At 66.7% G+C, this 24473-nt stretch carries 25 protein-coding genes; 11 read left to right on the forward strand and 14 right to left on the reverse strand.

The window, feature by feature from the left end; all coding sequences use genetic code 11:
* Positions 1 to 89 precede the first annotated feature (89 nt).
* Genes mksF through mksB form a run of 3 tightly spaced genes read right to left on the reverse strand, consistent with a single transcriptional unit; the run spans position 90 to position 4904 of the window.
* Entirely contained in the window at positions 90 to 2921 is a 2832-nt protein-coding gene (gene mksF, locus HU751_RS19280) for an Mks condensin complex protein MksF (protein WP_186735062.1), read from the reverse strand.
* On the reverse strand, positions 2918 to 3625 hold the full coding sequence (mksE, locus tag HU751_RS19285; RefSeq protein WP_186735064.1) for an Mks condensin complex protein MksE: 708 nt from the start codon (positions 3623 to 3625) through the stop codon (positions 2918 to 2920). Before mksE ends, mksF begins: the two co-directional genes overlap by 4 nt.
* Positions 3615 to 4904: an Mks condensin complex protein MksB gene (gene mksB, locus HU751_RS19290; RefSeq protein WP_050706885.1), complete on the reverse strand. Its 1290-nt coding sequence runs from the start codon at positions 4902 to 4904 to the stop codon at positions 3615 to 3617. The genes mksE and mksB overlap by 11 nt, the downstream gene beginning before the upstream one ends.
* Before the next feature lie 278 nt (positions 4905 to 5182).
* Between mksB and HU751_RS19295 the strand changes: the two genes are divergently transcribed.
* Positions 5183 to 5974, forward strand: a complete 792-nt coding sequence (locus HU751_RS19295) for an energy transducer TonB (RefSeq protein ID WP_186735066.1) — start codon at positions 5183 to 5185, stop codon at positions 5972 to 5974.
* Positions 5971 to 6426, forward strand: a complete 456-nt coding sequence (gene rimI, locus HU751_RS19300; RefSeq protein ID WP_186735068.1) for a ribosomal protein S18-alanine N-acetyltransferase — start codon at positions 5971 to 5973, stop codon at positions 6424 to 6426. The genes HU751_RS19295 and rimI overlap by 4 nt, the downstream gene beginning before the upstream one ends.
* A gap of 66 nt (positions 6427 to 6492) precedes the next feature.
* Here rimI and HU751_RS19305 read toward each other — a convergent pair whose 3' ends face one another.
* From HU751_RS19305 to HU751_RS19325, 5 genes are all read right to left on the reverse strand, one after another.
* On the reverse strand, positions 6493 to 7671 hold the full coding sequence (locus HU751_RS19305) for an acetyl-CoA C-acetyltransferase (RefSeq protein WP_186735070.1): 1179 nt from the start codon (positions 7669 to 7671) through the stop codon (positions 6493 to 6495).
* A 309-nt stretch (positions 7672 to 7980) separates the two neighbouring features.
* Positions 7981 to 9105 carry an agmatine deiminase family protein gene (locus HU751_RS19310; protein ID WP_186735072.1) on the reverse strand — a complete coding sequence of 375 codons (1125 nt, stop codon included), beginning with the start codon at positions 9103 to 9105 and terminating at the stop codon, positions 7981 to 7983.
* A gap of 4 nt (positions 9106 to 9109) precedes the next feature.
* On the reverse strand, positions 9110 to 10204 hold the full coding sequence (locus HU751_RS19315; RefSeq protein WP_186735074.1) for an extracellular solute-binding protein: 1095 nt from the start codon (positions 10202 to 10204) through the stop codon (positions 9110 to 9112).
* A 3-nt stretch (positions 10205 to 10207) separates the two neighbouring features.
* Positions 10208 to 11104 carry an N-carbamoylputrescine amidase gene (gene aguB / locus HU751_RS19320; RefSeq protein WP_186735076.1) on the reverse strand — a complete coding sequence of 299 codons (897 nt, stop codon included), beginning with the start codon at positions 11102 to 11104 and terminating at the stop codon, positions 10208 to 10210.
* Positions 11101 to 12150: an agmatine deiminase family protein gene (locus HU751_RS19325; RefSeq protein WP_186735078.1), complete on the reverse strand. Its 1050-nt coding sequence runs from the start codon at positions 12148 to 12150 to the stop codon at positions 11101 to 11103. Before HU751_RS19325 ends, aguB begins: the two co-directional genes overlap by 4 nt.
* A gap of 134 nt (positions 12151 to 12284) precedes the next feature.
* Between HU751_RS19325 and HU751_RS19330 the strand changes: the two genes are divergently transcribed.
* The 4 genes from HU751_RS19330 to HU751_RS19345 all read left to right on the forward strand — a co-directional run bounded on the left by HU751_RS19330 (position 12285) and on the right by HU751_RS19345 (position 16606).
* Entirely contained in the window at positions 12285 to 13142 is an 858-nt protein-coding gene (locus HU751_RS19330; protein WP_186735080.1) for a LysR substrate-binding domain-containing protein, read from the forward strand.
* A 318-nt stretch (positions 13143 to 13460) separates the two neighbouring features.
* The gene (gene fabV, locus HU751_RS19335) at positions 13461 to 14660 is read left to right on the forward strand and encodes an enoyl-ACP reductase FabV (protein ID WP_186735082.1); all 1200 of its coding nucleotides are present in this window, start codon (positions 13461 to 13463) and stop codon (positions 14658 to 14660) included.
* 167 nt (positions 14661 to 14827) lie between these two features.
* Complete coding sequence (locus tag HU751_RS19340; protein ID WP_186735084.1) at positions 14828 to 15514, forward strand: GNAT family N-acetyltransferase; 687 nt, start codon at positions 14828 to 14830, stop codon at positions 15512 to 15514.
* A gap of 183 nt (positions 15515 to 15697) precedes the next feature.
* Positions 15698 to 16606, forward strand: a complete 909-nt coding sequence (locus tag HU751_RS19345) for an alpha/beta hydrolase family protein (RefSeq protein ID WP_186735086.1) — start codon at positions 15698 to 15700, stop codon at positions 16604 to 16606.
* A gap of 70 nt (positions 16607 to 16676) precedes the next feature.
* Here the strand turns inward: HU751_RS19345 and HU751_RS19350 are convergent, their stop codons facing one another.
* The 5 genes from HU751_RS19350 to HU751_RS19370 all read right to left on the reverse strand — a co-directional run bounded on the left by HU751_RS19350 (position 16677) and on the right by HU751_RS19370 (position 19434).
* Positions 16677 to 17018, reverse strand: coding sequence for a HopJ type III effector protein (locus HU751_RS19350; RefSeq protein ID WP_028689852.1), 342 nt, complete (start codon positions 17016 to 17018; stop codon positions 16677 to 16679).
* Positions 17011 to 17307: a DUF1244 domain-containing protein gene (locus HU751_RS19355; RefSeq protein ID WP_050706872.1), complete on the reverse strand. Its 297-nt coding sequence runs from the start codon at positions 17305 to 17307 to the stop codon at positions 17011 to 17013. The genes HU751_RS19350 and HU751_RS19355 overlap by 8 nt, the downstream gene beginning before the upstream one ends.
* A 13-nt stretch (positions 17308 to 17320) precedes the next feature.
* On the reverse strand, positions 17321 to 18013 hold the full coding sequence (folM, locus tag HU751_RS19360) for a dihydromonapterin reductase (protein WP_186735088.1): 693 nt from the start codon (positions 18011 to 18013) through the stop codon (positions 17321 to 17323).
* 76 nt (positions 18014 to 18089) lie between these two features.
* Positions 18090 to 18662 (reverse strand): putative antibiotic biosynthesis monooxygenase, encoded by a 573-nt coding sequence (locus tag HU751_RS19365; RefSeq protein WP_050706870.1) that lies wholly within the window; start codon positions 18660 to 18662, stop codon positions 18090 to 18092.
* Positions 18663 to 18810: 148 nt separating this feature from the next.
* Entirely contained in the window at positions 18811 to 19434 is a 624-nt protein-coding gene (locus HU751_RS19370; RefSeq protein WP_186712944.1) for a hypothetical protein, read from the reverse strand.
* Positions 19435 to 19618: 184 nt separating this feature from the next.
* On the opposite strand from HU751_RS19370, the gene HU751_RS19375 reads away from it, so the two are divergent.
* Entirely contained in the window at positions 19619 to 20074 is a 456-nt protein-coding gene (locus tag HU751_RS19375; protein ID WP_186735090.1) for a flavodoxin, read from the forward strand.
* A gap of 69 nt (positions 20075 to 20143) precedes the next feature.
* Here the strand turns inward: HU751_RS19375 and HU751_RS19380 are convergent, their stop codons facing one another.
* Entirely contained in the window at positions 20144 to 21028 is an 885-nt protein-coding gene (locus HU751_RS19380; protein WP_186735092.1) for a LysR family transcriptional regulator, read from the reverse strand.
* 102 nt (positions 21029 to 21130) lie between these two features.
* Between HU751_RS19380 and HU751_RS19385 the strand changes: the two genes are divergently transcribed.
* The 4 genes from HU751_RS19385 (at position 21131) to HU751_RS19400 (ending at position 24303) form a co-directional block, all read left to right on the forward strand.
* A complete protein-coding gene (locus HU751_RS19385; protein WP_186735094.1) occupies positions 21131 to 21517 on the forward strand; it encodes a CidA/LrgA family protein in 387 nt (128 codons plus the stop codon).
* Complete coding sequence (locus tag HU751_RS19390) at positions 21507 to 22193, forward strand: LrgB family protein (protein ID WP_028689844.1); 687 nt, start codon at positions 21507 to 21509, stop codon at positions 22191 to 22193. Before HU751_RS19385 ends, HU751_RS19390 begins: the two co-directional genes overlap by 11 nt.
* Positions 22194 to 22366: 173 nt before the next feature.
* Positions 22367 to 23272 carry an alpha/beta fold hydrolase gene (locus tag HU751_RS19395; protein WP_186735096.1) on the forward strand — a complete coding sequence of 302 codons (906 nt, stop codon included), beginning with the start codon at positions 22367 to 22369 and terminating at the stop codon, positions 23270 to 23272.
* A 116-nt stretch (positions 23273 to 23388) separates the two neighbouring features.
* Complete coding sequence (locus HU751_RS19400) at positions 23389 to 24303, forward strand: SDR family oxidoreductase (RefSeq protein WP_186735098.1); 915 nt, start codon at positions 23389 to 23391, stop codon at positions 24301 to 24303.
* Positions 24304 to 24473 lie beyond the last annotated feature (170 nt).

The raw sequence follows: 24473 nt of genomic DNA on the forward strand, positions 1-24473 counted from the left end.
CGGATGAATCCGCTCCTACAGAGGTACACATAACCCTGTAGGAGCGGATTCATCCGCGATGGGCCGCAAAGCGGCCCCAATACACCGAATCAGGCCAGTTCCTCGGCCTCATCCTCACGCACGATCGCCTTCACCTCGTCGCGACGGCTGATGTACTTCCAGTCCGCCTCGTCGATGTAGATGCCGTTCGGCCCGCTGCCGCCTTCCAGGTCGATCGCCACGCGAGCCGACACCTGCGGCTTCACGCTCGCCAGGATCGGCACGAAGCCCAGCTGCTGGCTGGTCTCCAGCAGCGCCGCCTGGTTGCGTTCGTCGATGTCCGCCGCCTCGTCGAGGTAGTACGGCAGGCGAATGCGCCCGGCCAGGTCGCGGTCCATCAGGTGCAGCAACAGGTACATGTTGGTCAGCGCCTTGATGGTCATGGTGGTGCCGTTGGACGCGGCGCCGTCGATGTCGGCGTGGATCACCGGCTGGCTGTTGATCTTGGTGATCTCGAAGGCCAGTTCGAACAGGTCCTTCAGGCCCAGCTGGTTGTGGTTGGCCGCCACCAGCCGCGCCAGGTACTCCTTGGCCTCTTCGTTCTTGTGATCCTGCTCGGCGCTCTGGGTCAGGTCGAACACCGACAGCGTCTCGCCTTCCTCGTACTGGCCGGCGCTGTGGATGATCTGGTCGATGTGCCGGAGCGCTTCCTTGTTCGGTGCCAGCACCACGCGGAAGCTCTCCAGGTTGGACACCTGGCGCTTGTTGATCTCGCGGTTGAACAGCGCCAGCTGGTGCTCGAGGCTGTCGTAGTCGCTGCGGATGTTGCGCAGGGTCCGGGCGATGTCGGTAACCGCGGCGCGGCGGGCCTTGGCCAGGGTCAGCGCTTCCTCGGTGCGGTGCGAGTAGGCGTTGATCAGCAGCTGCAGGCGGCGCTCCATGTCGTCTTCGCTGTCGAACTTGGCCACGCCCTTCAGGCGCACCTGGGCGTACAGCGCCTCGATCTGGTTGTCCACGCGTTGCAGCGCCTGCCAGCTGTCCTGGTAGTCGTTGAGCAGCGGCAGCAGGTTGTCCATGGAGTCGTCGATGGCCTCCATGAACGGCGTGCCGAACGGCAGGTCGGCCGGCAGCAGCTGGCGACGGCGCAGGGCGTCCTCGAGGGTGCGTTGCTTGGCTTCGAGGTCGGCTATCTGCCGGCCCACCAGTTGCAGCTTGGCCGACAGTTGCTGGACGCGTTCGGTGAAGGCGTCGCTGGAGCGCTTGAGCTCGTCCTGGGCGGCTTCCAACTGGCCCAGTTGCTCCATCTTCTCCGGCTCTTCGGCGGCCAGGGTCTCGGTGCGGCGGAAGTCTTCCAGGGCCTTCTGCGCATCCAGCACCTGCTGGTACAGGGCCTCGGTCTGCGCCTTGCTGGCGGCGCGGTCGAGGGCCACGGCCTGCTGGGTCTTGAGCTGCTTGAGCTCTTTTTCCAGGCGCTCCTTCTGGTCGCGCAGGGCGGCGCGGTCGGCCAGGGCCTGCAGCGCGGGCGGGTCGATGTGCGAGATGTCGATGGACAGGCCCGGCACTTCGAAGCGTTCGCCCTTGAAGCGGTCGAGCACGCCTTCGAGGGTCTTCACCCAGACGTCGCTGTCGTCCAGCTCGATGCCACGGTCACCCAGCGGCAGGCTGAACAGCGCGCCGTTGAACAGGCGCATCAGGCGGTCGACGTCCTGCTGCGAGAACTCCTCGCGCAGGCGGGCGTAGCTGTTGTTGTCGGCGTGGTCGAGCTGCTGCTTGACCGCCTTCACGCGTTTTTCCAGGTCGCGCACGCGCTCGTCGAGGTCTTCGGCGGAGAACTGCCGCGACTGGGCCAGGGCGCCGGCCAGTTCGTCGTGGGCGTCCTTGGCGGCCAGCAGCTGCTGCTCCAGTACCTTGACGTCGGTGACCAGGGCGAAGCGGTGCTTGAGCACCGACAGCTCACCCAGCCAACGCTGGATACCGGTGATCTCGCGCTCCAGGCGCATCAGCTCCTGGGTGCCGCCGCGCTGGTCGTTCTGCAGGCGGTCCTGCTCGCCACGGTAGTGCTCGGCCTGGATGGTCAGCTCTTCCTTGCGTGCCATGGCGTATTCCTGCCAGGTGCCCAGCAGGTTGTCGAGCAAGGGCGAGATGCGGTGCAGCTTGCCGCGCAGGATGTCGCGCTGCGCCACGCCCCCGGCCAGGGCTTCGACCAGGGGACCTGCGGCCACCAGGGCGTTGTAGTCGCCCTCCATGCGGCGTACGTCGCGGAAGGCCTCTTCGCAGGCGGCGATGTAGTCGACGCTGCCCGAGCGCAGGCTGTGCTCGAAGGCGTCGAGGAACAGCTGCTTGAGCTTGGCGGCGGTGATCTCGCGCATGTGTAACAGGTTGATGAACAGCGCGCGGAAGGTCTTCAGGCTTTGCTCGCTGGTCGAGCGCAGCGGGATCAGGGTCAGGTCCAGCGGCACCGAGGTGTGACCGCCGACCAGCAACCGGCGCAGCTCGTCCGGCTTGAGCTCGTAGGCTTTCAGGCCATGGCGCTCGAGGTTGCTGAACAGCTCCTTCTGGCGCAGGCAGGTGTCGTCTTTCTGGTAGTGGGCCAGGTCCAGCTCGCCCTGGTAGGCGAAGAACTGGTGGCCGAAGCCGCCGCCCGGGCCGCGGCCGACCACGCCGATCACGTGCGGGCCGTGGGGCAGGTTCAGTTCGGTGAGGATGTAGCTGGTATCGCTGGCGAAGTAGAAGCGGCGTGACTGCTCCAGGCTGTACTTGCCGAAGCTCATGTCGGACATGCGCGCCAGGATCGGGAACTGCAGGGCGTTGATCGACGCCGATTTACCCAGGTTGTTGGCGCCGTAGACCGACAGCGGGTGTTCCAGGGGGAACAGGCCGAGGCTGTAGCCGGCGGTGTTGAGCAGTGCGAAGCGGCGGATGCCGTAGCGTTCCTGGCTCATGCGTCAATCTCCTGTTGCTCTTCGCGGATCGCCCGGGCCAGGGCATCCTCTTCGCTTTCCTCGCCGTTGAACGGGGTGAGGTCGAGCGGGTCGTCGGTGCGGTTGAGTTCCTCGGGGGTTTCTTCCACCACCAGCACGGGCACCGGCAGCGGCAGGTCGCTGTGCAGGGTGGCGGCGAGGTCGCGGTCCTGCTGGACCGACAGGCACACGTCGAGGAAACGGTGCATCGGCGGCATGAAGCGGTAGATGCCGCCCTCTTCGAAGGCGAAGCCCAGCTGGGTCATGCGGCGCATGATCTTTTCTTCGAGCTCGTCGACGGTCTGCACTTCGGCCTGCAGGAACAGGTCGCGGTACTTGTCCAGCAGCGACGGCAGTTCGTCGCGGCCGATGCTGCCGCCGTCGAGCACGGCCATCGGGTCGCGGCCCTGGTCGGCCAGGTGCTCGACCAGGATGAAGGTGAACAGCGACAGGCGCTGGGCGGTCTTGTTGACCTGCGCGGCGGCCTGCTCGGGGACGAAGTAGTAGAAGCCGCGGGTGTCGCAGACCAGCTCGAAACCGAGGGCCTTGAACAGGGTGCGGTACTGGTCCTGGAAGTTCGACAGCTGGGCGTACAGCTCCGGGTCGCGGCGGCTGATGTGGAAGCCCTTGAACAGCTCGCGGAAGATCGGCGCGAGCTGGGACAGTTCGGAAAGATCAAGATGCATGGACGGGGCTCGCGGTGGATTCGGTCGGGGTCGCCGGCTTGTTGTCGCGGCTGGAGGTCAGGGCGAAGGAGCGCAGGCTGACCAGGTGTTCGCGGGTGAGGTATTGCTGGCGATCGAGGCGCTCGCGGCTGAAGCGCTTTTCCCGCGACAGGCGCGAGAACCAGTACAGCAGCTCGTCGGTGGCGCCCTCGGGCTCCTGTTCCAGCAGCCAGACCATCAGGTCCGGCAGCGGCAGGGCATCCTCGCAGCGCTCGAGCATTTCCTTGACCGTGCGCGGGGCGCGGGGCAGCGGGCCCTTTTGCGTCTTGTGCGCCTTGGGGAAGCGCGCAGGTTTGGGCTCGAAGCGGGCCAGCGCGTAGACGTAGGCCTCGACCTGGCTGGCGCTGCCAAGGAAAGTGCTCTGCGGCCGGGTGAACAGCGGCATGGCCGCCTGCGGCACGGCGTCGATGCCCTTCTTGCGGATCACCGACAAGGCCAGGGCGGCGCCACGGGTCACGGCGTTGTGCCGGCGCGCTTCTTCGCGCAGCGGCAGCAGCAGTTCGCGGGCGTGACGCAGGGTCAGCTGGGCGCTGGTCTGCATTTCGAGGATGCGCGCGTGGGTGCGCAGCAGCATGTCGTCGTCGACCAGGTGGCCCAGACGTGCCTGCTCGCCCAAAAGGCGCAGCAGCACGGTCTCGACCTTGCGCACGCCCTGCTCGAAGGCGCCGTCGGCGTTGACTAGCTGGATCATCGGCTCGACGTACTCGTCCCAGGTCGCCAGTACTTCGGCGTAGCGCTGGCGCAGGGGGATCTGCCGGTTGCTGGTCTTGGCCCGCTCGGCCACGGCCACCAGCGCCTGTTCGTCGTTGTCGAGCTTCTTCAGTACGTCGCGCACGCGCATGTCGAGCAGGCGCAGCTGGCGCGCCAGGTCGTCACTGTCGCGGTTGTCGAAGGCGTCCTGGATATGCCCGGCCAGGCGTTCCAGGTGGCGCAGGTAGGCCTCGATCTCCAGGCACAGGCCCAGCCGGTGTTCGCGGCGCAGGTAGGCGAGGAAATCGTGGATCTGCGCGTTGAGCTCGAAACGGTTCGGGCTCTTGGCCACCGGGACCAGGATGTCCAGGCGGATCCACACGTCGAGCAGCTGGGTGATGTCCTGCGGGGTGCTTTCCACCTGCTGGCGGGCCAGCTGCTGGCGCAGCTCGACCAGGCTCAGGGTGCCCTGGTCGAAGCGCTCGCACAGCGGCTCGATCAAGGCCCAGTGTTCGGCTAGGGCGCGCAGGACGCGCTTGGGTTCGATCATTGGCGGGTCGACTCGTTGCCAAATAAAAGGGGCGATTGTACTGCATCCGGGGGGGAGGATTTCACCCCTTGGTCTGTTATGGGGATAACCCTGAGGCTCAAGGGGGGATTTACCGGCCCCATCGCGGGGCAAGTCGGGACGCCGAACCGCCGCTCCCACGCCTGCATTAGGGCGTGGGAGCGGGCTTGCCCCGCGATGGCCGATAATCTGTTGCGGCGCATCCTGGGCAACGGCGTTAGAATGCCCGACTGTTTCGTCTATCCCCGGATACCCGCGCCTTGCTGATCGAGTCCCGCCGCCGCGCCTACCTGTCCGCCATGCAAGTGGTGCACTGGCTGCCGCGCGCCGAACTGCCGTTCGCCGCCCCGTCGCGGCCGGAGCTGCTGTTGCCGGTGGCGCCGGTCGAGGACGTCGACTTCGAGGTGCGTCCGGCCGCTTCCGCGCCTGCGCCGAGCACCACCCCGGCGGCGCCCCAGGCGCGCGCCGAGCGACCGAAGATCGAAATCCCGCGCCCGGGCAGCGCGCCAAAACCGGCCGCCAAGCCGGTCGAGGCCGAGCAGGAGGCCCCCGCGCCACGCCCGGCGCCGGTAGCGCCGCCACGCTTCGCCCTGCAGTTGCTGCGCGCCGGCAGTTGCCTGCTGCTGGTCGAGCTGGCCACCGGCCAGCCGTTCCAGAGCCGCGACCCGTCGTACCTGCTGCTCAAGGACATGCTGCGCGCCGCCGGCCTGCCGGATGCCCCGCAGATCATCGGCGAGCCGGTGCGCTGGCCGCTGCTGATGCGCGGCAACATGGACCAGGGCCCGGACGCCGCCCGCGACTTCGTCCAGGGTTTCATCGCCGCGCGCCTGGAAGAGGCGCCGTGCACCTGCCTGTGGCTGCTCGGCCTGCCGGCCATCCGCTTCGCCGGCCAGGCCGATGCCGAAGCCTATTACCAAGAACTCGAGGTCGACCTGCTCGGCAACGCCTGGGCCTTGCCCGGCCTTGAACTGTTGATGGACGAGCCGCAACGCAAGGCGGACGTCTGGAAAGCCATGCGCCGGCTGATGGCGCGCTGGAAGAGCGTTGAATGAGTGACTCGATCAGTTTCCGCCCGGCAACCGAGGCGGATCTGGATGCCCTGCTTAAGATCGAATATGCCGCCTTCAGCCACCCCTGGACCCGCGGCATCTTCCTGGATGCGCTGAAGTCCTACGAAGTGTGGCTGATGTTCGTTGGCCAGCAGCAGGTCGGCCATGGCGTGATCAACGTGATCATCGACGAGGCGCACCTGCTCAATATCACCGTCAAGCCGGAGAACCAGGGCTGCGGGCTGGGCTTGCGCCTGCTCGAGCACCTGATGGCGCGGGCCTACCAGCTCAATGGCCGCGAGTGTTTCCTCGAAGTGCGCGCCAGCAACCAGTCGGCCTATCGCCTGTACGAGCGCTATGGGTTCAACGAGATCGGCCGGCGTCGAGACTACTATCCGCTGGCGGGTGGGCGCGAAGACGCGCTGGTGATGGCCTGTACGTTGCTGGAGGACTGAGGCGCGCCGCCGCGGGCACCGGTTCAAGCCAGTGCCAGGCGACGGCTGAGGTTCAGGCGGCGAGAATCAACGCTCGATTGCCAGGGCTACGCCCTGACCGCCGCCGATGCAGAGGGTCGCCAAGCCCTTCTTCGCATCGCGCTTGATCATCTCGTGCAGCAGGGTCACCAGCACCCGGCACCCCGAGGCGCCGATCGGGTGGCCCAGGGCGATGGCGCCGCCGTTGACGTTGACCTTCGCCGCATCCCACTCCAGCTGTTTGCCCACCGCCAGCGCCTGGGCGGCAAAGGCTTCGTTGGCCTCGATCAGATCCAGGTCGGCCAATTGCCAGCCGGCCTTGTCCAGGCAGCGCTGGGTCGCCGACACCGGGCCGATGCCCATGATCGCCGGGTCCACGCCGGCGCTGGCATAGGCGGCGATCCTCGCCAGCACCGGCAGGCCCAGGGCCTTGGCCTTGGCGGCGCTCATCAGCAGCACCGCGGCGGCGCCGTCGTTGAGGCTGGAGGCGTTGCCGGCGGTGACGCTGCCGTCTTTCTTGAACGCGGCGCGCAGCTTGCCCAGGGATTCGGCAGTGGTGCCGGGGCGTGGCTGCTCGTCGGTGTCGAACACCAACGGCTCGCCTTTTTTCTGCGGGATGTGGATCGGGGTGATCTCGTCCTTGAAGCGCCCGGCCTCGATGGCGGTCACGGCCTTGCGCTGCGACTCGGCGGCGAAGGCGTCCTGCTGTTCACGGGTGAGGGCGTACTTGTCCACCAGGTTCTCGGCGGTGATGCCCATGTGGTAGTCGTTGAAGGCGTCCCACAGGCCATCGCTGATCATGCTGTCGATCAGCTGGCCGTGGCCCATGCGCTGGCCGGTGCGCGCCGAAGGCATCACGTAGGGCGCCAGGCTCATGCTCTCCTGGCCGCCGGCGATCACCACCTCGGCGTCGCCACAGCGGATGGCCTGGGCGGCCAGGTGCAGGGCTTTCAGGCCCGAGCCGCAGACCTTGTTCAGGGTCAGCGCCGGGACCTCGAAGGGCAGGCCGGCCTTGACCGCGGCCTGGCGGGCGGGGTTCTGGCCGGCGCCAGCGGTGAGCACCTGGCCGAGAATCACTTCGTCGACCTGGGCCGGGTCCAGCTGGGTCTGGGCCAGCAGCTGGCGGATCACGGCGGCGCCCAGCTCCACGGCGGACACGTTGGCCAGGGCCCCCTGGAAACTGCCGATGGCAGTGCGGGTGGCGGCGACGATGACGACTTCGTTCATTGTTGTTCTCCGGGATGCGGGCGTGATCTTCACAGCATCCCCGCCCGGGGCTTATTTGAGAAGTTTGTTTTTCTTTGCCATTGATCTGAAATTCAAATGAATGATTGGTGTGCGGTGGAGCCTTCAATCGGGCAGGGCCAAGTTTTGTGATCGGCGGCGGGGCGGCGCAGGCCTTTCGAGGCCCTGTGAAAGTGGGGCCGCTTTGCGGCCCTTTCGCGGCGCAAGGCCGCTCCTACAGAGGGAACGCAATTCCCTGTAGGAGCGGCCTTGTGCCGCGAAAGGGCTGCGCAGCAGCCCCGGCAATCGTGCCTACACCGCCGGGCACTGGTTGGTAACGCAGTGAATCCCGCCCCCACCCGCGGCAATCGCATCGATATCCAGCTGCACCACCTTGCGCCCCGGATACAGCTTCACCAGCAACGCCCGCGCCTTCTCGTCGGCACTGCGATCACCAAACTGCGGCGCGATTACCGCGCCGTTGATGACGAAGTAGTTGATGTACCCCGCCGCGAAGTCCGGATTGTCCTCGTTGAACTTGCTGCGCCGAGGCTTGAGCGGTGGCGACATCGTGTGGATCTCCAGCTTGCGTCCATCGGCATCGGTGGCGTTGCGCAGGATTTCCAGATGCTCGAGAGTCACCTCGTGGTCGTAGGAATCCGGATCGTTGTCCAGGTTCGCCACCACCACGCCGGGCGCCGCGAAGCGCGCGTAGAAGTCCACGTGGGCGTCGGTGATGTCCTTGCCCTTGATGCCCGGCAGCCAGATGATCTTGCGCAGCCCAAGCCGCTCCTTCAGCTCCTTTTCGACCTGGGCCTTGCTCCAGCCGGGGTTGCGGTTGCTGTTGATCCAGCTGCTCTCGGTCATGATCCCGGTGCCGTGGCCGTCCACTTCGATACCGCCGCCTTCGCCCACCAGTTCGCTCTGCTGGTACTGGGCGCCGGCCAGCCTGGCAACGCGGGCCGCAAGCTTGGCGTCGTAGCGGTGCTGCTGCTTGCCGCCCCAGCCGTTGAAGTTGAAGTCCACCGCGCCCAGCACGCCGTCGTCGTCGACCACGAAGTTGGCGCCGATGTCACGCATCCAGATGTCGTCCAGTTCAGTTTCGACATAGGTGATGTTGTGGCTGCCGCATTCCTCCTCGGCGATGTCGCGCTCGCTGGCGCGGCAGAACACCGTCACCGGCTGGAACGCGGCGATGGCCCGGGCGATGCGCCCGAGCGCGGCCTGGACGTCTTCGGTGAAATCTTCCCAGATGGCGTCCTGGGCGCCGAAGGCAATGTAGGCGCGCTGGTGCTTTTCACCCTCGTCGGGCATGAACCAGCGGCCCGACTCGGCAGCGCGGGCGCTGTTGCCGCCGAACGGCAGGCCAAAGCTGGCGGCGGCGCCGAGGCCGGCGACGACGCTCATCTGTTGGAGGAAGGTACGGCGAGTAGGCATGGGGTCAGTCCTGTGCAGTCTTGAAGCGGGTCCAGACGCGCATGCGCGCACGCATGTCGGCCTGGGGGATGTCCTTGCCCGGGATCAGCCGGGTGTAGGTGGCATCGCCGAGGTAGATGTCCGGGTTGTCACGCAGGCGCGCATCCACCAGGGGGCGGGCCTTGGCGCTGGCGGTGGGGTAGCCGGTGAAGTTGCTGATTGCGGCCATGTTCTCCGGGCGCATGACGAAGTTGATGAAACGATAGGCGTATTCCGGGTGCTTGGCGTCGGCGGGGATGGCCATGGTGTCCATCCACACCGTGGTGCCTTCGCGGGGCACGCGGTACTGGAAGTCGATGGCCTTGCCGGCGGCTTCCGCGGTGCGCTGGGCCTGGATCACGTCGCCGCTGTAGCCCAGCGACAGGCAGGTGTTGCCATTGACCAGCTCGGTGACAGGTTGCGACTGCAGCTTGCGCACATACGGGCGGATGCCCTTGAGCAGCTCGCTGGCGGCGGCCAGGTCCTCGCGCTTGGCGCTGCGCGGCTCGCGGCCCAGGTAGTGGAGCACCACGGCCAGCACTTCGTCGGGCGAGTCGATCATCGAGATGCCGCAGTCGGCGAACTTGGCCGCCAGCTCGGGCTTGAACAGCAGGTCGAGGCTGTCCAGCGGGGCGTCGGGCATGCGCTCGCGGATCTTCTTCGCATCCATGGTCAGGCCGATAGTGCCCCAGGTGTAGGGCACGGTGGCCTGGCTGGCCTTGGGGTAGCGGTCATGCAGCTGGCGCAGGCCGGGCTCGATATCGTCGAGCGCGGTCAGTTGCTTGCGATCCAGGGCCTGCAGGCTACCGGCGCGCATCAGCCGTTCGGCCACGGTGTCGCCGGGGAATACCAGGTCGTAGCCGCTGCGCCCGGACATCAGCTTGGCCTCGAGCACCTCGCTGCCGTCCATGACGTCGTAGATCACCGGGATGCCGGTTTCGGCGGTGAAGCGCTTGAGGGTGTCCTCGGCAAAATAGTCGGCCCAGTTGTACAGGCGCAGGGCGTCCTGCTCGGCCTGGGCGACGCCGGCGCAGGCCAGCAGGGCGGCGATGGCGAGCAGTTTCGATGGACGGCTTGGCATGGTTCAGGCCCTCGCGGTCTGTGGAGTGCGGCCGTCCAGGCTGAGCAACGGCGCGTACATGCTGGGGCGACGGTCGCGGTAGATGCCCCAGGTCAGGCGGTCCTCGCGCATGCGTTCCAGGTCCAGGTCGTGCAGCCAGACACCGCTGCTGTCGCGGTCGGCCTCTTGCAGCATCGCGCCCTTGTGGTCGCAGATGAATGACGAGCCGTAGAAGCGCATCGACAGGTTGTCGTCGCTGCGCGCCACTTCATGGCCGACGCGGTTGGCGGCCACTACCGGCAGCAGGTTGGCGGCGGCGTGGCCGCGCATGGCCATTTGCCAATGGTCACGCGAGTCCAGCTCGGCGGCGCCCGGCTCCGAGCCGATGGCGGTGGGGAACAGCAGCACCTCGGCGCCCATCAGCGCCAGGCAGCGGGCGGTCTCGGGGAACCACTGGTCCCAGCAGATGCCGATGCCCAGGCGGCCGAAGGCAGTGTCCCAGACCTTGAAACCGGTGTCGCCGGGGCTGAAGTATTCCTTTTCCTGATAGCCGATGGCGTTGGGGATGTGGGTCTTGCGGTATACCCCCAGCAGGCGGCCGTCGGCGTCGGCCACGGTCAGCGAGTTGAAGAAGGCATTGCCGGCGCGCTCGTACCAGCTCAGCGGCAGGACCACGCCCAGCTCCTTGGCCAGGGCGGCGAAGCGCTTGAGCAGCGGGCTGTCGTTGTAGTCCTGGGCCAGTGACTGGTGGCTGTGGCACTGCTCGATGCAGAAGTACGGGGTGGCGAACAGCTCCTGCAGCAGGATCACCTGGGCGCCCTGGGCGGCGGCCTGGCGCACCAGCTGCTCGGCGCGCTCGAGGTTGGCGGCCAGGTCCCAGCTGCAGGCCATCTGCGTGGTGGCGATGCGCAAGGTACTCATGGGCGCGCTCCCTGCCAGGCCGGCTGCTGCTGGGTGATGCAGTGGATGCCGCCGCCGCCGTGGGCGATGTGGTCGATGCGTACCGGCACGACTTCGCGGCCGGGGAAGGCCAGGGCCAGCTGCTGGGCGGCGGCCTGGTCGGCGTCGATGCCGTAGGCGGGCATGATCACCGCGCCGTTGGCCAGGTAGAAGTTGGTGTAGGAGGCGCAGAACACCTCGGCCTCGGTATCCACGGCCGCCGTGGCCTCGTACAGGTCGAGCAGTTCGAACGAGCGGCCCTGGGCGTCGGTGGCCAGCTCAAGGGCGCGACGGTTCTCGCGGGCCACTTCGGCGTACACCGAACCCTGGTCGTGGGTGGCGTCCACCAGCAGCACGCCGGGGCGGGCGAAGGCGCACACGCCATCGACATGGCCGTCGGTCATGTCGCCGGTGACGTACTGTGGGTCACCCGGCAGCCAGATGGTCTTGCCGATGCCCAGCAGGCGGGCGAAGCAGTCCTCGAAATCGGCCTTGCTCAGGCCTGGGTTGCGGTTGGGGTTGAGCAGCACCGACTCGGTGGTGATCAGCGTGCCTTCGCCGTCGACGTGGATGGCGCCGCCTTCATTGCACAGCGGAGTGCTCAGGCCTTCGAGGCCGAGGTGGTCGAGGATGCGCCGGGCCAGGCTGCGGTCCTTGCCATGCTCGGACTTGTCGCCCCAGGCGTTGAAGCGCCAGCTCAGGCCGGCCACGCCCTGCTGCGGGTGGATGAGGAAGGTCGGGCCGCTGTCGCGGCACCAGCTGTCGTCGACGGCCAGTTCGACCAGCTCGATGCCGGAGCCGCACAGTTCGCGGGCAATGGCCATGGCCGAAGGGTCGACCACCATCTTCACCGGCTCGAAGCGGGCGATGGCGGCGGCCACGCGGGCATAGTCGCGCTGCACGTCGGCCAGGGTCACGCCCCAGCCCGACTCCCACAGCGGCTTGTTGTGTGGCCAGATCATCCAGGTGGCGGCGTGGCGGGCCCATTCGGCAGGCATGCGCCAGCCGCTGTCGCGGGACAGGGTCATAGTGAACTCCGATCTATTAGGGATTTTTATCAACGAAGCCCGCCGTCGCGGGTGTTGCTGCCCATGTTATGGCTGGGAAACCGGGGCGACAAACGATAGATTTAGCGTATTTCTGATCAGTCAGGCTTATCAGCATGCTCAAACACTGGCCCCCGCTCAACGCCCTGCGCGGCTTCGAAGCTGCCGCTCGCCTGGGCAGCTTCCACAAGGCCGCCGAGGCCCTGAACCTCACCCAGTCGGCGATCAGCCAGCAGATCCGCAGCCTGGAGAGTTACCTGGAACAACCGTTGTTTCACCGCAGCGGGCGCAGTGTCAGCCTGACCGATGCCGGGCACGACCTGCTCAGCACCACCCAGGCCTTGCTGCAGCAGCTGGCGGTGGGCATCCGCCGCCTTGACCAATACCGCAAGCCCAACCAATTGGTGGTCAACACCACCCCGGCCTTTGCCCGGCATTGGCTGTTACCGCGCCTGGCGGATTTCCACCAGCGTCACCCGGACGTGGACCTGTGGCTGTTCACCAGCTTCGAGGTCCCGGACATGGCCAACGAGACCATCGACCTGGCGATTCGCGACGATATCGGGCCGCAGGCTGAGTGCAGCTTCACCGTGCTACACCAGGACACGCTGTATCCGGCGTGTCACCCGACGTTACCCGGGACCGGGCGCACGACCTTGCACGGCGAGCGCGAGATGGACTGGAGTCACTGGCAGCTGGAGGGCGGCGAGGAGGTGGGGCAGCAGGGCAAGGGGCTGAACTTCTCTGACCCGGGGCTGCTGCTGGAGGCGGCGGGCGAGGGGCTGGGGATCGCCCTGGTCAGTCAGCTGCTGGCGCAGCGGATGATCGACGAGGGACGTTTGCGGCCCTTGTCGGCACAGCGCGTACGCGGGCCAGTGTGGAGCTGCCTGGTGCATTGGGAGAGTCAGGAGGATCCGTTGGCTCGGCAGTTCCTGGCGTGGTTGCGAGAGGCCCTGTCGCCTGCGTTGTCCTGATGGAGCGGAACCTGTGGGAGCGGCCTTGTGTCGCGAAAGGGCCGCTAAGCGGCCCCGGCGATGTTCGCGTCAACACTGGAACCCTGGGGCTGCTGCGCAGCCCTTTCGCGACACAAGGCCGCTCCCACAGGACCGCGCCAGCCTCAAGATCAACGCTGTACCTGCAGGAGCAAATGGGGGCGTGCAGACAATGCAGCAATGCGAATCACCCCGTAATATGTGTCGGATATCCCACGAGGGTAGTCTCACCCTCTAGATCAAACGGCAGTGCCCCGAATCCGGGCGCTGCCCCAGCCTAAACCTGACGAGGTACAGACATTGGCCATCATTCATCCCAAGGTTCGCGGTTTCATCTGCACCACGACTCACCCCAAGGGCTGCGAGCTCAACGTCCGTGACCAGATCGAAGCCACCCGCAAGCTGGGCGTGCGCGAGGATGGTCCGAAGAAAGTCCTGGTGATCGGCGCCTCCAGCGGCTACGGCCTGGCCGCGCGCATCACCGCGGCGTTCGGCTTCAAGGCCGATACTCTGGGTGTGTTCTTCGAAAAGCCGGGCACCGAGACCAAGGCCGGTACCGCCGGCTGGTACAACGCCGCCGCCTTCGACAAGTTCGCCAAGGCCGAAGGCCTGTACAGCAAGTCGATCAACGGTGACGCCTTCTCCGACGAAGCCCGCGCCAAGGTCATCGAGCTGATCAAGAACGAAATGGGCGGCCAGGTCGACCTGGTGATCTACTCCCTGGCCTCGCCGGTGCGCAAGCTGCCGCAGACCGGTGAGCTGGTGCGCTCGGCGCTCAAGCCGATCGGCCAGCCGTACAAGTCGACCGCCATCGACACCAACAAGGACACCATCATCGAGGCCAGCATCGAGCCGGCCACCGAGCAGGAAATCGCCGACACCGTCACCGTGATGGGCGGCCAGGACTGGGAACTGTGGATCGACGCCCTGAACGCCGCTGGCGTGCTGGCGCCGCAGGCCCGCACCGTGGCCTTCAGCTACATCGGCTCCGACATCACCTGGCCGATCTACTGGGACGGCGCGCTGGGCAAGGCCAAGCAGGACCTGGACGAAACCGCCCAGCGCCTGGGCAAGAAAGTCGGTGGCAGTGCCAACGTTGCGGTGCTGAAGTCGGTGGTTACCCAGGCCAGCTCGGCGATCCCGGTGATGCCGCTGTACCTGTCGATGGTCTTCAAGATCATGCAGGAGAAGGGTATCCACGAAGGTACCCAGCACCAGCTGGACCGCATGTTCCGTGACCGCATGTACCGTGAAGACGGTGCGCCGGCTGCCCTGGACGACGAAGGCCGCCTGCGTCTGGACGACTGGGAACTGCGTGATGACGTGCAGGACGCCTGCCGTGCCATGTGGCCCAAAGTCACCACCGAGAACCTGTTCGAGCTGACCGATTACGCCGGCTACAAGAAGCAGTTCCTCAACCTGTTCGGCTTCGAGCGCGCTGACGTCAACTACGACGAAGACGTGGCCACCGACGTACGGTTCGACTGCATCGAGCTGTAAGCAAGTCCTTGACCGCGCAGCCGTTGATGACGGCTGCGCGGTTCCCGCCGACGGCTTGTTAATATTCTGAAACAAATCCTCCAATGGCCCTTTGCCATGGGCACCCTCCGCCTGATCTATACCCCAGCTATTGGCCTGGCAATTCCGCCGGGGCCGAGGAGGGAGCAATGGGCGCACTGCAAAAAATACAAGAACGCATTCGCCAGAAGGGCCTCAAGCGCACCTTCAAGACCTTGTTCGAACGTTACGTGTTCTTCCACTGGGAATTGTTGTGGATGGAACGCGACCTGATCAGTCCGGTGCCTCCCTACAGCCTCAAGGCCCACACGCCGGTTACCCTGGTGCAGATCACCACCGCCAACGCCGACGCCTTCGCCGCGAATTTCGGCGACCGCGTCGAGACCATGCGCGAACTGGCCGCCGAAGGGCACACCGGGCACATGTACCTGGACGAGCAGGGCGACGCCGTGGCCTTCATCTGGGCCAGCGTGGTCGACTATCACGACAAGCACTACTACGGTTGCACCTTCCCGGTGAAACCGGGCGAATTCTTCGAGTTCGGCGGCGAGATGACCCGGCCCTACTTCGGCAGCGAGCTGTCGGTGACGGCCCAGGTCGAGCTGTGGAACACCATGCGGGAGAAGGGCTGCCACAAGGTGGTGGACGTGGTGGAGACCCACAACGTGCCGGCCATGAAGCTGCACCTGCGCATGGGCTACCACGAGCAGGGGCGGGTGATGCATGTTTATGGCCTGTTCGGCCGCTGGAAGCTGTTCCGCGAGACCCGCTACGACGGCTCGCGCCTGGCAGTGCTGCGCAAGCCAGGCGTGGCGCGGGCCCTGCCGACTGCTTGAACCTATCGCGGGGCAAGTCGCAGCGGCGCACCGCCGCTCCCACGCTACCTTGGCCAGTTCTGAGTAGCGTGGGAGCGGGCTTGCCCCGCGATAGTGCCGGTACAGCCACCGATTTTTTTGCTAGCGTGGGCGCACGACAACAGCCCGTCCGCCAGCATGGCGCGACGCCGCAGGGAGCGCGCCATGAGCAGCCTCACCCAACCCGCCTGTGCCTTTCGTCATGTCGCCGCCGACGGCTACAGCCTCGGCGGATTCCGTTGGCGCCACGCCGAGCCCGACCCCGGGCGAGCGCTGGTGATCATCAACGCCGCCACCTCGGTGCGCTGTCGTTACTACTCGCGATTCGCCGACTACCTGTTCGCCCAGGGCTTCGACGTGCTCACCTACGACTACCGCGGCATCGGCGAATCGCGCCCGGCCACGCTGCGCGGTTTCCAGGCGTCCTGGAGCGACTGGGGGCGGCTGGACTTCGAGGCGATGCTGCAACTGGCCGCCGCCGAGCATCCGGGCCAGCCGGTGCATGTGGTCGGCCACAGTTTCGGCGGCTGGGCGCTGGGGCTGGCGCCGTCGGCGGGGCAGGTGCGCCATGCAGTGCTGGTGGGGGCGCAGTTCGCCTACTGGCGTGACTATGCGGCGGACCAGCGTTGGCAGCTGTTCGGCAAGTGGCATGTGCTGATGCCGCTGTTGACCCGGCTGTTCGGCTACTTCCCCGGCAAGCGCCTGGGCTGGCTGGAGGATACCCCGGCTGGTGTCGTGCACGACTGGAGCACCCGCACGCCGTGCTACGAACACCGCCCCAGCGGGCGCCTGCTCGAGGCGGTGCCGTTCGAACAGGTGCGGGCGGCGACCCTGGCCGTCAGCCTGACCGATGATCCGTTCGGCACGGTGGCGGCCACCGAGCGGTTGTTGGGGTATCTGCGGCAGGCCGAGCGTCGGCACCTGCGGGTGGCGCCTGTGGATATCTCGGTGGAGGAAATCGGGCATTTCGCGTTCTTTCACGATCGGTTTCGTGAAAGTTTGTGGCCAATAGCGCTGGGGTGGCTGCGAGCAGGGCAGTTGGAGGGGCAGGTGCCGGGTAGCGTTATCAGTTGAGGGCCCCTTCGCGGGGCAGGTCGCATCGGCGCAGCGCCGCGACTTGCCCCGCGATGGGCGAGACGCGAAGTCAGGCCAGGCGCGCGAGCGGCTGGGCGGTGAACTTCACCCCGGCCAGCCCATGCTTGATCAGCGCACGGATATTGCCATGGTCGCTGCCCTCGGGCGTGGCCACCACGCTGCGGTAGTGCTCGCCGAAGGCCAGCAGCGCCTCTTGGTCGCTCAGCCCTTCCAGCAGCGCCAGGCCCAGGGTCTTGCACGAACCTTCGTTCTGCCCGGCGGCGTTGTGCACGTCGCCGTTGTCGAAGGCCTGGGGCTGGTAGCTGTAGTTCGCGGCGATGAACGCCAGGGTGTCGGCGAAAACGTGTTCGCCGCTGGCGAGGCTGCTGCGCAGGGTGTTCAGGTCAGTCACGAGGTTTTCCTTGTTCGAACGCCGCCTGTTGCTCGGCGCTGGCTTCTTTCTGGTGTTGGGCTTTCCACTCGGCGTAGGGCATGCCGTACACCTGCTCGCGGGCATCGTCCAGGCTCAGCTCGATCTGGCGATCGTCGGCGGCGGCCTTGAGCCATTTGGACAGGCAGTTGCGGCAGAAGCCGGAGAGGTTCATCAGGTCGATGTTCTGCACGTCGGTGCGCTTCTGCAGATGGTCGACCAGGCGCCGGAACGCGGCGGCTTCGAGTTCGAGCTGTTGTTGCGGGGTCATGGGCGGTGTCTCTTCAGGTCATGCGGTTCTTCAGATGGCGGCCACCATTGATGACCACCTGGCTGCCGGTGCTGTACTGGCTTTCGAGCAGGAACAGCACGGCATCGATCAGCGGGCGGGCGCCGGGTTCGAATTCGAGCAGGGCCTTTTTCAGGGTCTGCTGGCGGTACTGCTCGTCGCCGCCTTCCTTGAGGATCAGGAGGCCCGGCAGGATACCGTTGACGCGCACCTTGGGCGCGTACTTTTCGGCGAACGACAACACCATGTTCTGCAGCGCGGCCTTGGTCGCGGCGTAGCCGATATGGCTCTTGCTGCCGCGCGAGGAGGTCTCGTCGCAGATGTGGATGATATCGGCCTTGTCCACCTTGTTCAGCCACTCGCCGAGGGCCAGGTTGAGGTGGTAGGGCGCCTCGACGTGCAGGCGGAACATGGTGTCGAGGTTGTCCAGGCCATCGTCGAGCCACAGTGAGGCGTTGTGGATGATCGCACGCAGGCCGTCGTAGTGGCCGTGCAGGTGGTCGATCAGGGCCTGGCGGTCTTCGCTGCGGGTCAGGTCGGCCTGGAACTGCCGGATGTTCGGGTGGGCCGCCTGGGGATGCAGGCTGCGGCTGGCGCTGACCACCGTATGGCCGGCCTGGGCCAGCTCCAGGGCCAGGGCCAGCCCGACGCGCTGGCTGGCGCCGGTGATGAGGATTGGGCTGTTCATGTGCGGGCGGTCTGTTCGTCTGTCCGTGCGTGATGCCCCAGCATACCCGAACTGCGCGGCCTTGCGAGCCCGTGCCTCAGCGGCTGCGCAGCCCCTGGGCGCGGTCGCTCGGGGCGTGCGGCGCGGCGTTCAGCCAGCCGGCCAGCAGGCGGGTGGACAGCGGGATGAACAGGTACACCATCAAGGGGGTCAGGGCCAGGGTGCTGAGCAGTACGCGGGGTAGCAGTTCCAGCGCTGCCAGCCAGTGGCCGAACAGCAGGTTGAACAGCAGCGAGACCGGGAAGAATGCCAGCCAGATGGCCGTGGCCTGTTTCCAGCGCGGCGGTTTCTGCACTGTATTGGTGCCGAACCAGTCGTCGATGCCGCTCACGCGCCTCTCCTTGGGGCGTTCGAACAGGCCGTCGCCACGCTCAAGCCAGGCTCGGCGCGAGGCGGAATGCTCCCAGGCGTGCAGGGTCTGCTCATCGGTGAAGCGGAAGATGATCTGGAATTCATCGCCCTCGGCCGGCGGCGCGAGGATGCCCGAGCCCAGGTAACCGGGGAAGTCGGTGGCCAGCTGCTCGCCTTCGTGCAGCCAGGCCAGCAGGTCCTGGTAGCGGCCACAGGCGGCGCGGCGCGACACCATCAGGGTGACGGGTGGGGTAGACATCGTGTATCTCCTGGCGACGGGGCTGGCGGGTAGCCGGCCCCTTGGCATGCGGCCCGGGGTGGTGGGCGGCGCAGGCGTGCTTGCAAGAATCGGGCGCAGATTATGCGCGATCACCCATGACCGGTCAGTTTCAGCGGCTGGACGGTCGTCAGCAGGCGGCGGGAGCCTGGGCGTGCAGCTCGGGGTGGGCCTGGCGGTGGGCCTGCAGGATGTACTCGCGCAGGCGTTCGATCTCTTCGGCCGGGCTGTGCGACAGGTCATAGGCGGCCAGGCGCGGGCCGATGCGCCGGCGCAGCACGCCGTGCAGGCCGATCGGCGGGATATCCGCGGCGGCGAAGCGCAGCTTGAAGTGGGACGGTGCCTCGCGCCGGCCACGGACTTCCAGCAGCACGCCCTTGAACGAGATATCCCGCACCCACAGGTCGCTGGCCTGGCCATGGTCGTCGAGCAGCGCGCTCGGCCGCTCCAGCGACAGGCGCCAGGGCCGCAGCATGGGGCCGTCCTCGTAGATGTCCGGCGAGCCCAGTTGCAGGTGCAGGGCGTGGAATTCGTCCTCGACCAGTTGCAGGGGGAAGCTCAGCTGCTGGTTGTTGAAGCTGGCCTGCAGGGTCACCTGCTCGTTGGCCACCAGGCGGGTGAGCAGGTCCTTCAGACGACGGTCGCCATTGACCAGCAGGCTCGACATGGGGTCGGCCAGGTTCAGCTGGGGCGAATGCTGCATGTCCTGGATGAAATCCAGTTCGTCCTGGGAGAGTAGGGCGTCTGCTTGCATGGTCGAACTCGAAGGGGCGATCGGTAAGGGCGATTTCTTCACGGCTGTCGACAGTGGGCAATACGCTTTGTTCCGGTCATTCGTCGGATAATCCTGAAGCGTGTGACTTTAGGCATAGGCGGCCTTTTGCCACTGTCGAGTGCTAGTATCCTACGTTTTCACTCAGTTTCGGAATCCTCACCCGATGAAAGTCGCCATTATTTCCGGTTCGGTCTACGGCACCGCCGAAGAAGTCGCCCGTCACGCCGAGTCGCTGCTCAAGGCCGCCGGCCTTGAAGCCTGGCACGCCGCCCGCGCCACCCTGCAGGACATCGAGGGCTTCGCCCCGGACGCGCTGCTGGCGGTGACCTCGACCACGGGCATGGGTGAACTGCCCGACAGCCTGATGCCGCTGTACAGCACCATTCGCGATGTGCTGCCGGCGGCCTGGCGCGGTTTGCCTGGGGCGGTGATCGGCCTGGGTGACTCGAGCTATGGCGACACCTACTGCGGCGGCGGCGAGCAGATGCGCGAGCTGTTCGCCGAGCTGGGGGTGAACGAGGTGCTGCCGATGCTGCGGCTCGACGCCAGCGAGACGGTGACGCCGGAGACCGATGCCGAGCCGTGGTTGACGGAGTTTGTGGCAGCACTCAAAGGTTAAATTGCCCGTGTAGGAGCGGCCTTGCCGAGGCGTCGGACCGGTCGGCAAGGCCGCTCCTACACGTCCGCGTCATGCTTCGTCGCGTTCGCGCAACAACGCCAGCCACGCCTGTGCCGCCCGCGACAGATAAGCCCCGCGCCGCCAGATGAAGGCGATGTCCCAACGCAGATGTTCCGGCGCCCGTAACGGCAAACGCACCACCCCGGGCCGCTCCAGCGCCCGCGCGACGATCGCCGGCAGCAGCACCACGCCTTGACCGGCCGCCACCAGCGCGGCGAGAAAGTCCGCCTGGCCGCTGCGTCCGCCTTCCCTGGGCGTGAAGCCCTCCTGCTGGCAGGCACTGAGCAACCGATCGTTCAACACGAAGCTGCGCTGGTACAGCAGGAACGGCGTGTCGGCCAGTTGCGCCAGGGCGACGTCGGCTTGCCCGGCCAGCGGATGGCCGGCGGGCAGCAAGGCCTCCAGCGGCTCGTTGCAAAAAGGTTGGTAGTCGAACGCCGGATCGCTCGGCGTCAGGCTGCCGCCCAGTTCCAGCTCGCCACTTCTCACCGCCTGCTCGACCATGCGGCTGCCGCCTTCGAGCAGCTGGATCGAGATGTTCGGATGCCGCCGCCGGTACTCGGCGAACAACCCGGCGAACAGCGCGTCGCTGCCCAGCAGCGGCAGGCCCAGGCGCAGCTCGCCGCGGGCCATCTGGCTGAGGTCGTCCAGTTCGCTCTGCAGCTCCTGGCGCTGGCGCAACAGCGCTTCGCCCCGCTCGAGGACGATGCGCCCGGCGGCGGTCAGCAGCAACTGCGAACCCTGGCGCTCCAGCAGGGGCTGGCCGATATCCTGTTCCAGCTGGGCGACCTGCTTGCTCACCGCCGACTGGCTGATGTGCAGGGTGGTTGCCGCCTGGGTGAAGCCACCCTTGTGGACGACCTCGATGAAACTGCGCAGCTGTTTGAATTCCATGATCGCTCGATTCCATTCTGGAATGGCTGTCAGTCTAACAATTCGCTTCTGGCCTAGGTATGCGACTTCTACAATGGGCGTGTTGTCGAGGAACCCCCGCCCATGAATCCTGCATTGCTGAAGAAAACCCTGCGCCTGCTCGCCGAGCTGGCGGCGCTGCTGGCCCTGTTCCTGATCGGTGGCCAACTGGCCGCATGGCTGGCCTGGCCGATCCCCGCCGGAGTGATGGGCCTGGCGCTGCTGCTGGGGCTGTTCGCCTGCGGCGTGCTCAAGCCGGCCACCCTGCAACTGGGCGCCGGCTGGCTGATGGCCGAGATGCTGCTGTTCTTCATCCCGGCGCTGATGAGCCTGCTGGACTACGGCAGCCTGTTGCGCAGCGAAGGCTGGCGCATCCTGCTGGTGATCGCCCTGAGCACCCTGCTGGTGATGGTGGTCACCGCGCTGACCGTGGAACTGGTGTGCCGCTGGAGGTTGCGCCATGAGCCTTGAACCCATGCCGCTGTTCTGGCTGGCGCTGACCCTGGGCGCCTACCTGGGCAGCCGCTGGCTGTACCGGCGCAGCGGGCGCTACCTGCTGTCGCCGCTGATCCTGGTGCCGGCGCTGCTGCTGGCGGTGGCCGTGCCGCTGCACACCGCCTACGCCGAGTACGCCCGCAACACCCACTGGTTGATGGGTGTGCTGGGCCCGGTCACCGTCGCCTTCGCGGTGCCGATCTGGCAGCAGCGGGCATTGCTGGCGCGGCACTGGCCGGCGCTGCTGGTGGGTATGCTGGCCGGCAGTGTGGCCTCGATCGGCAGTTCCTGGGCGCTGGCGCACCTGCTGGCGCTGGACGAGGCGGTCAGCCTGTCGCTGCTGCCGCGCTCGATCACCACGCCGTTCGCCATGCCGGTGGCCCAGGACCTGGGCGGCGTGCCAGAGCTGACGGCGGTATTCGTGATGTTCACCGGCGTGCTCGGGGCGATGTTCGGTGGCATCCTGCTGCGCTGGTTGCCGCTGCGCACACCGTTGGCGCGGGGCGCGCTGTTCGGCGTCGGCGCCCATGGCGCGGGTGTCAGCCGGGCCCAGGAGGTCGGTCGCGAGGAGGGCTCGGTGGCCGGCCTGGTCATGGTCCTGACCGGGTTGCTCAACCTGCTGGCGGCGCCGCTTCTGATGAAGTTGATCTGACCGTTCGTGCCACTGACTCGCACGGTCATCAGGCTGGCTGCCAAGGCAACCTAATACCTTCGTATTGCCTTCTAGACTGAGCCTCGACATAGAGAGCACATGTATGTGCCGAGGTGACATGCAATGAACGCAGCCTTGCCCTATTCCGACACTTATCCACCGGGACGACCGTGATGCCACTGGCCGAGATTCCATTGTGCGTCTGGCGCACCCGGAGCCAGGGTTTCACCTTCCGGGGCCAGAGCATCCGCTACTGGACGGCAGGGCAAGGAGAGCCCCTGCTATTGCTTCACGGTTTCCCCACGGCCAGCTGGGATTGGCACTACCTGTGGGCACCCCTGACCCAGCGTTTTCGCGTGGTGGCCTGCGACATGCTTGGCTTCGGCGACTCGGCCAAGCCCGCAGACCACAACTACAGCCTGCTCGAACAGGCCGACCTGCAGCAGGCGTTGCTGGCGCACCTGCACATCGACCAGCCGGTGCACCTGCTGGCCCACGACTACGGTGGCAGCGTCGCCCAGGAGCTGCTGGCCAGGCACCACGAGCGGCGGCTCGAGGTGGCCAGTTGCGTGTTCCTCAACAGCGGGCTGTTCCCCGAGAGTTGCCGTGTGCTGCTGGTGCAGAAACTGCTGCTCAGCCGCCTGGGCTGGCTGGTCGGGCGCTCGTTCGGGCGCGACGACCTGGTGCGCAATGTCACCCAGGTCTACGGCCCCTGCACCCACCCCAGCGAAAGTGCCCTGGACGACTACTGGAGCCTGATCGCCTCCAATCGCGGCCCACGCATCCTGCATCGGCTCATCAGCTTCCTGCCCGAGCGCAGGGCCCAGCGCGAACGCTGGGTCGCGGCGCTGCAACGCCCAGGCGTGCCGCTGCGCTTCATCAATGGCGCGGTGGATCCGCTGTCCGGCGCGCACATGGTCGAACGCTACCGCGAACTGGTGCCGGAGCCGGATACCGTGGTGCTGCAGGGCATCGGCCATTACCCGCACACCGAGGCACCGGTGCAGGTGCTGCGCCACTACCTGGCCTTTCGTGAACAACCGATGAGCTATGTGCCGCTGAAGGTCGCCTGGTCCTGACCGGGCGATCATCGCCGGGCGTTATCGGGCGGCATTCGCCACGGTGCGCTTGATTGCCCGGCCCCGGCGGCTGGCGGAGACTGCGTTGCATCCCTTCATTGCCAGGAGCCTTGAGCATGAGCGAACCAGTACGTCTGCAGGATCGAGTGGTGATCGTCACGGGGGCCGGTGGCGGCCTGGGCCGGGCCCATGCGTTGCTGTTCGCCGCGCGCGGCGCGCACGTGGTGGTCAACGACCTGGGCGGGTCAACCCATGGCGAAGGCGCCAATGCCTCGGCGGCCGACCGCGTGGTGGAGGAGATCCGCGCCGTGGGCGGTTCGGCGATCGCCAACCATGACTCGGTCACCGACGGCGCGCGCATCGTCGAGCAGGCCCTGGACACCTTCGGCCGGGTCGATGTGCTGGTCAACAACGCCGGCATCCTGCGCGACAAGACCTTCCACAAGATGGAGGACAGTGACTGGGAGCTGGTCTACCGCGTGCACGTCGAGGGCGCCTACAAGGTCACCCACGCCGCCTGGCCGCACCTGCGGGCGCAGAACTGGGGGCGGGTGATCTTCACCTCGTCCACCTCGGGCATCTACGGAAACTTCGGCCAGGCCAACTACGGCATGGCCAAGCTCGGCCTCTACGGGCTGACCCGCACCCTGGCCATCGAGGGCCGCAAGCACGGCATCCTGGTCAACGCCATCGCCCCGACCGGCGGCACGCGCATGACCGAGGGGCTGATCCCGCCGCAGGTGTTCGAGCGGCTGCAACCCGAGCTGATCAGCCCACTGGTGGTGTACCTGGGGAGCGATCAGTGCCAGGACAGCGGCGAGCTGTTCGAGGTGGGCGGCGGCTGGGTCGGCAAGGTGCGCTGGGAGCGCAGCCAGGGCGTGGGGTTCGATCCGCGGGAAGGGTTCACGCCCGAGCAGGTGGCGGACAACTGGGCGCGGATTGGCGACTTCGAGGGCGCCGGGCATCCGCAGGACAGCCTGCAGGCGTTGCAGCAGATGATGGCGAACCTGCAGAAGTATCCGTTGGGTTGAAGAGCGCCAACTACTGATGCCGATTCTTGCACAAATAAAAAAGGCCGCTGCAATCGCAGCGGCCAATCGAGACGTTAGATCAAGGAGCTTCAAAATCAACGTCGGTGAACCTGGGCGGGCCCGAAAGGCGGGGGGAGAGCCCTTCGTGCCGGCCAGTGAGATCAGAATAA

This window comes from Pseudomonas peradeniyensis (assembly GCF_014268935.2).
Lineage (GTDB): Bacteria > Pseudomonadota > Gammaproteobacteria > Pseudomonadales > Pseudomonadaceae > Aquipseudomonas > Aquipseudomonas peradeniyensis.

What these genes read in the sequence shown, in the direction of transcription:
- mksB (WP_050706885.1), bottom strand. Translation starts at nt 4,904, where the DNA reads ATGATCGAACCCAAGCGCGTCCTGCGCGCCCTAGCCGAACACTGGGCC.
- HU751_RS19380 (WP_186735092.1), bottom strand. Translation starts at nt 21,028, where the DNA reads ATGGAATTCAAACAGCTGCGCAGTTTCATCGAGGTCGTCCACAAGGGT.
- HU751_RS19315 (WP_186735074.1), bottom strand. Translation starts at nt 10,204, where the DNA reads ATGCCAAGCCGTCCATCGAAACTGCTCGCCATCGCCGCCCTGCTGGCC.
- HU751_RS19370 (WP_186712944.1), bottom strand. Translation starts at nt 19,434, where the DNA reads ATGCAAGCAGACGCCCTACTCTCCCAGGACGAACTGGATTTCATCCAG.
- HU751_RS19395 (WP_186735096.1), top strand. Translation starts at nt 22,367, where the DNA reads ATGCCACTGGCCGAGATTCCATTGTGCGTCTGGCGCACCCGGAGCCAG.
- HU751_RS19375 (WP_186735090.1), top strand. Translation starts at nt 19,619, where the DNA reads ATGAAAGTCGCCATTATTTCCGGTTCGGTCTACGGCACCGCCGAAGAA.
- HU751_RS19310 (WP_186735072.1), bottom strand. Translation starts at nt 9,105, where the DNA reads ATGCCTACTCGCCGTACCTTCCTCCAACAGATGAGCGTCGTCGCCGGC.
- HU751_RS19390 (WP_028689844.1), top strand. Translation starts at nt 21,507, where the DNA reads ATGAGCCTTGAACCCATGCCGCTGTTCTGGCTGGCGCTGACCCTGGGC.
- HU751_RS19325 (WP_186735078.1), bottom strand. Translation starts at nt 12,150, where the DNA reads ATGACCCTGTCCCGCGACAGCGGCTGGCGCATGCCTGCCGAATGGGCC.
- HU751_RS19355 (WP_050706872.1), bottom strand. Translation starts at nt 17,307, where the DNA reads ATGACCCCGCAACAACAGCTCGAACTCGAAGCCGCCGCGTTCCGGCGC.
- HU751_RS19345 (WP_186735086.1), top strand. Translation starts at nt 15,698, where the DNA reads ATGAGCAGCCTCACCCAACCCGCCTGTGCCTTTCGTCATGTCGCCGCC.
- HU751_RS19365 (WP_050706870.1), bottom strand. Translation starts at nt 18,662, where the DNA reads ATGTCTACCCCACCCGTCACCCTGATGGTGTCGCGCCGCGCCGCCTGT.
- aguB (WP_186735076.1), bottom strand. Translation starts at nt 11,104, where the DNA reads ATGAGTACCTTGCGCATCGCCACCACGCAGATGGCCTGCAGCTGGGAC.
- mksE (WP_186735064.1), bottom strand. Translation starts at nt 3,625, where the DNA reads ATGCATCTTGATCTTTCCGAACTGTCCCAGCTCGCGCCGATCTTCCGC.
- HU751_RS19305 (WP_186735070.1), bottom strand. Translation starts at nt 7,671, where the DNA reads ATGAACGAAGTCGTCATCGTCGCCGCCACCCGCACTGCCATCGGCAGT.
- HU751_RS19385 (WP_186735094.1), top strand. Translation starts at nt 21,131, where the DNA reads ATGAATCCTGCATTGCTGAAGAAAACCCTGCGCCTGCTCGCCGAGCTG.
- folM (WP_186735088.1), bottom strand. Translation starts at nt 18,013, where the DNA reads ATGAACAGCCCAATCCTCATCACCGGCGCCAGCCAGCGCGTCGGGCTG.
- HU751_RS19400 (WP_186735098.1), top strand. Translation starts at nt 23,389, where the DNA reads ATGAGCGAACCAGTACGTCTGCAGGATCGAGTGGTGATCGTCACGGGG.
- rimI (WP_186735068.1), top strand. Translation starts at nt 5,971, where the DNA reads ATGAGTGACTCGATCAGTTTCCGCCCGGCAACCGAGGCGGATCTGGAT.
- HU751_RS19330 (WP_186735080.1), top strand. Translation starts at nt 12,285, where the DNA reads ATGCTCAAACACTGGCCCCCGCTCAACGCCCTGCGCGGCTTCGAAGCT.
- HU751_RS19340 (WP_186735084.1), top strand. Translation starts at nt 14,828, where the DNA reads ATGGGCGCACTGCAAAAAATACAAGAACGCATTCGCCAGAAGGGCCTC.
- mksF (WP_186735062.1), bottom strand. Translation starts at nt 2,921, where the DNA reads ATGAGCCAGGAACGCTACGGCATCCGCCGCTTCGCACTGCTCAACACC.